This window comes from Streptomyces sp. NPDC098781, from assembly GCF_044759995.1.
Lineage (GTDB): Bacteria > Actinomycetota > Actinomycetes > Streptomycetales > Streptomycetaceae > Streptomyces.
The window spans coordinates 97,826-106,274 of the sequence record NZ_JBIWAK010000013.1 but is presented as its reverse complement, the minus strand read 5'-3'; the positions used below and the strand labels follow the sequence as shown (position 1 = coordinate 106,274).

The following is an 8,449-nucleotide window of genomic DNA, read 5'->3' as shown; positions in this document are numbered from 1 at the left end:
CTCTTGGGCGCGCTTGTGGGGCCCCCGTGTATTACGGTTCTTGCGGCTGCGCCCCCGTTCTACCCGGGGGCCCCCCCCGGGGGCCCCCCCCCCCCGGGGGGGGGGGGGGGGGGGGCCCCCCCCCACCGGGCGGGTCATAGGTCGATTCCGCTGGTTCAGGCGCCGATCCGCACCGATGACCACATGTCAGTCAGCGAGTTCTGGGTGTGGCGGTAGTTGCCCGAAACGTCGGTGAGCAGAGTCGCGTTGCTCAGCAGCAACTCCTTCATCTTCTCCACGGCGTTGTTCCACGCGGTCTGCTTCAGCTCGTACTCGTCCCGGTCGTCACCGATCCACGAGTTGCGCAGCTCGTTCAGCTCCATTTCGAGCTGGCTCAGGATCTTGGCGATGGCATCGGTCTGATGAACCATGTCATCGGCCGCGTTGTTCATGTGGGCGTAATCGACGTAGATGTAGCCGTCGCTGTAGTTGCTCATCGGAGGTGTCCTTGTCCTGAGGTAGACGGGAAATGGATCCGGTCAGCCGACGAGCGCGTCGAAGACCTGCTCCGAGGCGGCGAACTGCTGGTCGATGGCCTCGTTGCTGGAGCCCTGTGCCATTCCGTGCTGGGTGAGCGTCTCATTGAGGGCGTCGACCATCCCTTCGAGGTTCTTCAGGATGATGTCGGCCTGCTCCTCCCAGCGCACTACGACGTTCTGGAAGCGCCCGCCGTCCGCGCCGCCATAACCGGAGGCGAGGTTCATCCGGGTGGCTTCGACGTCCTGGCGGCACCTGAGAACGCCATTGAAGGCCATCTCCAGAGCCTGGATGCCATTACGTGTGGCGGATTCCGCCGACTGCAGCATGCCGTTGGTAGACACGGTTCCCCTTATCGTCCGGTCCGGCACCGGTCGAGCGTCCAGTGGCGGACAGCGCCGTATTCGCGCGCGGGTAGCGGGAGACCACGCTAGGGGACCGGAGTTGCCGACTTCTTGTTCTCACCTTGTCGCCCGGGCGTTGGTGGTGGGCGCATAGGACCGAGCGGTACCGCGCAGCGGGGCGCACCGCTGAACGGTGGTGACCGCCTTGCCTGTTGCTGCCGCATTCGGGTGCAGATCGGGCCCCGTGGGCAACATGGACAGCAGTAGTGAGGGCAGTTGCGTCGGGTTCGTTCCCCCGTAACCGAGTGACTTCAGCGCCTCGGGTGTGGGGATCCGGTACTTCATCCCCGTGTCCGTCACCAGGTAGGTGGTGTCGCCCAACTTTCCACCGCCTGCGCCAAGCGCGCGGACCAGGGCGCCGCCGCCGGGCGCCACCGTCACCCGGTCGACCGGCGAGCATGCCGGAGTCAGCCCTTCGGCCGGGGGCTCGGCGGCCGGTCCGAGCGACTTCGCGGCAGTCAACGCCACGCTGGTGCGCGGTCCGGAGGCACTGGGCTGCACACGAACGCACACGGCCTCGTCCTTCCCGGCCGTCACCGGCCTCGGCGGGGCCGCCGGCAGCGTCACGGGCGCCGTGGACTCGCCCTCGCCAGGGACGAGTCGTCCGGCGAGCGCGCTGGCGCCCAGCGGCAGTGCGGTGGCCGCGCGGCCCGCGTAGGCCTCTTCGCGGGTGCTCGGGTCGCCGAGTGCCAGGGCCGCTCCGGTCGCGGTCAAGGGAGCCAGGCCATCGCCGCGCAGCAGGTAGTACCGGGGCCTCGACCCGGGCGAGGCGACTTGGAATACCTGCCCGACCGTGGTGGTGTGGCCGTCGAGCCTCGGTCCGGCCTCGCCGCGGCCCTTGGCTTCCGGCGGCGCCAGGTCGGGCCCGGCGGACAGGGCGTCGAGGAAGGCCGCGCTCACGGGCACGGGGGCGACGGACTCGTAGCCGAGCGCCGCTCGCGCGCCGGCCCTGCTGTCCACGCGCAACCTGACACCCCGCCAGACCAAATGGAGGGAGGAGTCGGGTCCGGACACCAGCAGCCCCTCGGTCGCGCCCAGCCCTTCGCCGTCAACGGCGGCGCCCACCGCGAGCGTCGTGGCAGCGTCCTTGCTGCCCGGGCCCGAACCGCCGCTGCCCGTACACACCTGCCAGGGACCCGTGGACAGGCCCGCCGCCTTCGGCAGGGAGTCCGGGGCTCCCGGAATGCCCACCGGGGAGCCATGGGGGGTTCCGTCGAGTGAGGCCGTGCCGACGTCCACCGGCGTCAGATCCGGGCCGCTCAGCAATCGCGCCGAAGCGTAGTTGAGCACCGGCCGCAGCCGCCCGTCCAGGTAGAGGTAGCGGGAGCCAGTCTCCCGGTCGACGACGAAGGCCCACTCGCTGCGCCAGGAGTCCTTCTTGCCGGGGGACAGCAAGCCGAACACGAAGGACCCCGCCGAAACGATCAGGGCGATGAGCACGCCGATGGCGATGCCGCGGTTGGTGCGTCCCTGTGGGCTCTCGGGTGCATCGGGGTCGGTGCGCAGCATGCTGGACGTGAGCCGCCCCATCAGGAACATGTGAGCCTGCACCTGATCGCGTTTGTTCTGCATGGTGTTGGCGTTCCTTCCGGCTCAGGTGTGTATGGCGCGCAGCGCGCCATACACACCGAGCACCCACAGCGCCAGTGGGAGCAGGGCGATGGCGACGGTGGTGTGCAGGATCTCGGCGAGGCGGCCCCAGTACGGCACGAGGCGCCGCCCCGGTACCGTCCAGGCGGCGATGGTGATGCCCGCTGTGAGCGCGAAGAGTTCGGCCACCATCAGCAGCCGGAAGCCCTGGTCGTAGTGCACCGCGCCCGCCCGAACGAGCAGGGCGACGCCCCACACCCCGGGAGCAACCAGCGAGAGCCGCTGCACCGTGTTACCCAGGCCGCGCGCATGCAGCAGCAAAAGCACCGACAGACAGACGACGGTGAGAACCTGGGGCAGGTCCACATCGTGGGCGAGTCCGGCCAGACACGCCGCGCAGACGGCGCCGGCGGCCCCGTACAACCCCGTCATCCAGCCGTCGGCATGGACGGCTCGCTCGTCCACGACGCTCGGGGACTGCGGCTCGATGCCTTCCTGGAGCTGCTGAGCGTTGGTGGGCAGCGGCGGCATGCGCAGGCCCGCCAGCCGGAACGACAGCGTGGGTACGAACGCGCCGAAGATCACGGCCACCAACGCGACCAACCCGGCGGTGTGCGAGGGCGGCAGGTTCCACACCAGCATCAGGGTTCCGGCCAGCGCCCCGGCCGTCGCCACGGCGGCCACGGCGATGAACAGCGAGGCGAAGGCCGCGACGGCGGCCAGTGCGAGCACCGCGCCGCCGGCCGCCGCCGCGCTTGCCGCGAGCAGCCGGGAACCGAGTACGGTGAAGTCGGCTCCGCCCAGCTCCCCTTCGGGCAGCAGCCATCCCGAGAGCGCCAGGTAGGGACTGACCATGAGGCCCAAGGCAGCGCCGGCGCCCGCGTCGCCGACCGCCCGGCTGGCCGACGCGGCGCCGCCTAGCAGCAGTAGTCCCCCCGCCAGGGCAGCCACCGCCCGGAGCAACGGGGAACCGGGCAACGCCAGCACGATGAGCCCAGCGGCGAGCGCCGCGGTCGCAAGGCCCAGCAGGACGCGCCGGCTGATCCGCGCACTCCAGCCATAGGGCCGGTCCTGCATGGTGCTGGAGATACCAGCCACCAGATCGTCCAGGCGCACTTCGGGCAGGGTCTCGACGCGCGGCCGCAGAAACAGGGTCTCGCCGTCGCGCAGACTCTGGGCCTCCAAGCTGATCTCATCGTCCAGCGGTTCACCGCCGAGCCGCTGCAACACCCAGCCACCGTGCTCCAGCCCTGACTCCGCGAGGTCGTCACCACCGAAGTTCAGCAATGCGGGCAGAAGGTGGGCCACGGGTATGTCGGCTGGTACCGCCAGATCAATGGACTTGGCAGGCGTCTGTACCGAAAGACGACACAGCCCCGCCAGGGTGTTGTCGGTCATGGAGTGAATCACGCTCTCCGGGTTGCCGGTTGAACTCCGGGTCGAGTCGAACGGCGAGCGCCGTCCGACGATGCCTGCTGGCACAAGTGCGGCAGACAGGGCGAGAGGCGAAGCAGGCCGAGGGGAGCGTGAGAGGGAGCGCGGAAGAGGAGTCACTGCACCCTACTCGACCGTGGCGCGTTCTCAAGGTAGGACTGGCGATCCGCGCGGAAGGATCGTACAGTCAAGTTCTCACTGCGGCCGGGCAGTCTGCTCCTGCTCCCGTACACTCCGCAGCCCCACCGCGATTCCTCTCCTCGCATCTTGCGCGTACGCGCCCACGTCCTTCACGTCGCGGCGCCCGCGTGTCCATATCACTGTGCCGCACGGCTTGTGCCGCGCGCCGCCCCTCCCCCGGCCCCGAGGGCTCCGCCCTGTCGCGGGTCGGCCACGCACCGTCGTTGAGGAGACCGTCCGTTGAGTGTCGTGCTGTTCCGCAGGCCTGCCCGACGTCGTGGTCCGGACCTGCCCGAAGGCGAACTCAGTCTCCAGGAGCCGCCCACACTGCCCGAGGTGGTGCCCGACAGTTCCGCCGTATGGAACTACCTGCCCATGGCGCTGATGTCGGTGTCGATGATGCTGATGTTCCTCCGTCCCGGGCATGGCAGCGGCGGCTTCATGTACCTGGCCATCGGTCTGATGGTGATCGCCTCCGCCGCGATGATCCTCGGCCAGTTCATGCGCAAGAACAGCGAGCGCAAGCACCGGCTCAAGGGGGAGCGCCGTGACTACCTGCGCTACCTCACCCAAATGCGGCGCAAGGTCCGCGCGGCCGTGGCGGAACAGCAGAAGGCGTCGGCCTGGCACCACCCGGAGCCCGCCGCCCTGTGGTCGCTGGTGGGTACCACCCGGCTGTGGGAACGCCGGGCCCAGGACCCGGATTTCGGCGAGGTGCGCCTCGCCGTCGGCGAGCAGAAGCTGGGCCTGCGCCTGGCACCGCTGTCCACCCAGCCGGTGGAAGACCTGGAGCCGCTGAGCGCGCACGCGCTGCGCAGCTTCATCCGGGCTTACGCCACCGTCCCCGACCAGCCCATCGCCATCTCCGTACGTTCCTGGTCACGTGTGCTGTTCCGCGGGGACGAAGCGCGGATACGGGCCACCGTGCGCGCCCTGCTCGCGCAGCTGGTGGTCTTCCACTCGCCCGACGATCTGTCCGTCGCGTTGTGCGTGGCCGACGAGCGGCGCGAGGAGTGGGACTGGGCGAAGTGGCTGCCGCACAGTCTGCACCCGCACAACCACGATGGCGCGGGGCCCGCCCGCATGATCGTTTCGGCCTTCAATGAGCTGGAGGACCAGCTCGGCGCGGAGTTCTGGGAACGTCCCCCCTTCGACCCGGGTGCGATCCCCGGACGGGAGGAGCCGTTCACCGTCCTCGTGATCGACGGTGAGCACGTGCCCGGCGAACACCGGCTCGACGGCCACGGGTTGCGCAACGCCGTCGTGTTCGACCTGACCGGCTCCCTCACCTGGCGCCCGGGCCGCACCACCCTGCGTCTTCAGCTGACCGAGGACCATGTGGAGCTGGTGCGCACGGATCGCGACCGCAAGGAGGAGACCACACTGCTCGGCGCCGCGGACAGCTTTGGCCCGGTGGCCGCGACCGCCCTGGCCAAGCAGCTCGCTCCGTACCGGATGGGTGTCGGGGGCGAGAACAGCGAGCCGCTCGCCGCCACGCTGGAACTAGCGTCGCTGCTGGGCATTCCCGACCTGTACCGCCATGACCCGCGGGCGCTCTGGCAGCGGCGCACCGGATCCGAGCGGCTGCGCGTCCCGATCGCGGTGGGCGCCGACGGCATGCCGGTGGAGCTGGACATCAAGGAGTCCGCCCAGGGCGGCTCGGGCCCGCACGGCATGCTGATCGGGGCCACTGGCTCCGGCAAGTCCGAACTGCTGCGCACCTTGGTGCTGGCGCTGGCGCTGACCCACTCCTCCGAGACACTCAACTTCGTTCTGGTGGACTTCAAGGGCGGTGCCACCTTCCTCGGCCTGGACGAGCTGCCGCACACCTCAGCGGTCATCACCAACCTCGCCGACGAGGTCGCGCTCGTGGCCCGTATGCATGACGCCCTGCACGGCGAGCTGATGCGCCGCCAGGAACTGCTGCGGTCCTCCGGCAACTACACATCGGCGCTGGAGTACGAGAAGGCGCGCGCCGGCGGAGCGCAGCTCGATCCGCTGCCGAGCCTGTTCGTCGTGGTGGACGAGTTCAGCGAACTGCTGGCGGCCCACCGCGATTTCATGGAGCTGTTCGTCATGATCGGTCGGCTCGGCCGCAGCCTCGGGGTGCATCTGCTGCTCGCCTCGCAGCGGCTGGACGAGGGCCGCATGCACCAGCTGGAAGGCCACCTGTCGTACCGGATCGGCCTGCGCACGTTCTCGGCGATGGAGAGCCGCGGCGTGCTGGGCGTACCGGACGCCTACCAGTTGCCACCCGAGCCGGGCAGCGGCTACCTCAAGACGGGTGTGGAGGCGCTGACCCGGTTCCGTGCCGCGTATGCCTCCGGGCCCTACCGGCAGCCAAGCAGCGAAGCACAGCAGGCACGAGTGGCGAGCCAGGTGGTGCCCTGGACGGCGGGCTATGTCGTGCCCAGCACGCTGCCCGGCGTGCCCGACGAGCCGGAGGAGGAGGAACAGCAGACCCCCGGCGACAGCGAGGAGGGCCCGACGCTGCTGTCGGTCGCCGTGGACCGGCTGCGCGGCTCGGGGCCGCCCGCACACCAGGTGTGGCTGCCTCCCCTCGACCTGCCGCCCACGCTGGACCAGGTACTGCCGCCGCTCTCCCCTGACCCGGGGTACGGACTCACCGCTGCCGACTGGCCCGGCCGGGGCAAGCTCGTCGTGCCCGTCGGCATGGTCGACCGGCCTTTCGACCAGCTCCGCGAGCTGCTTACCGTCGATCTGTCCGGCGCCGGTGGTCACATCGCCGTGGCCGGCGGTCCGCAGAGCGGCAAGAGCACCCTGGTGCGCACCCTGCTCACGGCGCTCGCGCTCACCCACACGCCGCGCGAAGTGCAGTTCTACTGCCTGGACTTCGGTGGCGGCACGTTGGCCGGTCTCGCCGGACTGCCGCACATGAGCGGCGTCGCCGCCCGCCTGGACACCGAGCGGGTGGGCCGCGTCATCGCCGACGTCAGCGCGCTGCTGACCCAACGTGAGCGCTTCTTCCTCGAGCACGGCATCGATTCGATGGCGACGTACCGGCGCCGGCGGACCGCCGGGGAGTTCCCCGAGGAGGCGCACGGGGATGTCTTCCTGGTCATCGACAACTGGTCGACGGTGCGCCAGGACTACGACCGCCACGTGACCACGTTCAACGCGCTCGCCTCGCGCGGCCTGAACTACGGCATCCACCTCGTCGTCACCACGGCCCGCTGGGTGGAACTCTCGGCGGCGATCCGCGACCAGTCCGGCACACGCCTAGAGCTGCGCATGGGTGACGCCATGGAGTCCCAGATCGACATCCGCCGGGCCGCGACCGTCCCGCGCATTCCCGGCCGGGGACTGACCGCGGACAAGCTCCACTACATGACCGCGCTCCCGCGCATCGACGGGGTGGAGGACGTCGGTGACCTTGCCGAGGGTGTCGACGCCCTGGTCGAGGCCGTCCGGGAGAGCTGGGCAGGACCGGCCGCCCCCGCCGTGCGGATGCTGCCCACCGAGCTGCCCGCGAGCTCGCTGCCCGCCGCCGACGGCGACTTCCGCGTCCCGCTCGGCGTCGAGGAGGAACAGCTGTCCGTGGTACGCCACGACTTCAGCGAGACCCCGCACCTGATCGTCGTAGGCGACGACAAGAGCGGCAAGACCAATCTGCTGCGGCTGTTCGCGCGGGCCATCACCCAGAGGTACACGCCCGCCGAGGCCCGGATCATGGTCATCGACTACCGTCGCGAGTTGCTGGAGGCCATACCGGAGGAGTACCGGCTCGGGCACGCGTACTCGGTGGACGGTCTCAAGGACCTGGTCGGTGGTGTCGCGCGGGCGGTCGGGACCCGGCAGCCGGGACCCGACGTGTCGCCTTCGCGGATGAGACAGTGCGACTGGTGGAGCGGCCCCCGACTGTTCATCCTGGTCGACGATTACGACCTGGTCGGCACCAATGTCGCGAACCAGCCCTTCGCCCCGCTGATGGACCACTTGCCCATGGGCTGGGAACTGGGCGTGCACCTGATCGTCACCCGCAGCGCGGCGGGTGCAGGACGCGGGCTCAACGAATCGCTGATGAGGCGCCTCCAGGAAGTCAACACTCCCGCACTGCTGCTGTCGTGCCCGCCGGCCGAGGGCTTCCTCTTCGGCAACGTCAAGGGCCGCAATCTCATCCCGGGGCGGGCCCTGCACGTCGCCCGTCGCAAGAACACACAGGTCCAGACGGCGTTGCTAGACGAGGGCGGTACGCCGGGAACGCCGCCGGCCGGCTGACTGTGGCAGCGGCACCTTGGGGTGCCGCCGTGCCGTGTCTCCTGTATCCAGGTGCCCTCCGGGTACCTGGACACGGCGGGGAAGCA

General features: G+C 70.0%; 5 protein-coding genes. 1 reads left to right on the top strand and 4 read right to left on the bottom strand.

The window, feature by feature from the left end; translation table 11 throughout:
- Window positions 1-155: 155 nt before the first annotated feature.
- From ACIQWG_RS38185 to eccD, 4 genes are all read right to left on the bottom strand, one after another.
- Window positions 156-476: a WXG100 family type VII secretion target gene (locus ACIQWG_RS38185; protein ID WP_404104870.1), complete on the bottom strand. Its 321-nt coding sequence runs from the start codon at window positions 474-476 to the stop codon at window positions 156-158.
- Window positions 477-518: 42 nt separating this feature from the next.
- Complete coding sequence (locus ACIQWG_RS38180; RefSeq protein WP_404104867.1) at window positions 519-860, bottom strand: hypothetical protein; 342 nt, start codon at window positions 858-860, stop codon at window positions 519-521.
- 117 nt (window positions 861-977) lie between these two features.
- On the bottom strand, window positions 978-2,492 hold the full coding sequence (gene eccB / locus ACIQWG_RS38175; RefSeq protein ID WP_404104865.1) for a type VII secretion protein EccB: 1,515 nt from the start codon (window positions 2,490-2,492) through the stop codon (window positions 978-980).
- Between the two features lie 21 nt (window positions 2,493-2,513).
- Window positions 2,514-3,908 carry a type VII secretion integral membrane protein EccD gene (gene eccD / locus ACIQWG_RS38170; RefSeq protein ID WP_404104862.1) on the bottom strand — a complete coding sequence of 465 codons (1,395 nt, stop codon included), beginning with the start codon at window positions 3,906-3,908 and terminating at the stop codon, window positions 2,514-2,516.
- Window positions 3,909-4,364: 456 nt separating this feature from the next.
- Here eccD and eccCa point away from each other — a divergent pair, with 456 nt between their 5' ends.
- Window positions 4,365-8,363 (top strand): type VII secretion protein EccCa, encoded by a 3,999-nt coding sequence (gene eccCa / locus ACIQWG_RS38165; RefSeq protein WP_404104860.1) that lies wholly within the window; start codon window positions 4,365-4,367, stop codon window positions 8,361-8,363.
- Window positions 8,364-8,449 lie beyond the last annotated feature (86 nt).

What these genes read in the sequence shown, in the direction of transcription:
- eccB (WP_404104865.1), bottom strand. Translation starts at nt 2,492, where the DNA reads ATGCAGAACAAACGCGATCAGGTGCAGGCTCACATGTTCCTGATGGGG.
- ACIQWG_RS38185 (WP_404104870.1), bottom strand. Translation starts at nt 476, where the DNA reads ATGAGCAACTACAGCGACGGCTACATCTACGTCGATTACGCCCACATG.
- eccD (WP_404104862.1), bottom strand. Translation starts at nt 3,908, where the DNA reads ATGACCGACAACACCCTGGCGGGGCTGTGTCGTCTTTCGGTACAGACG.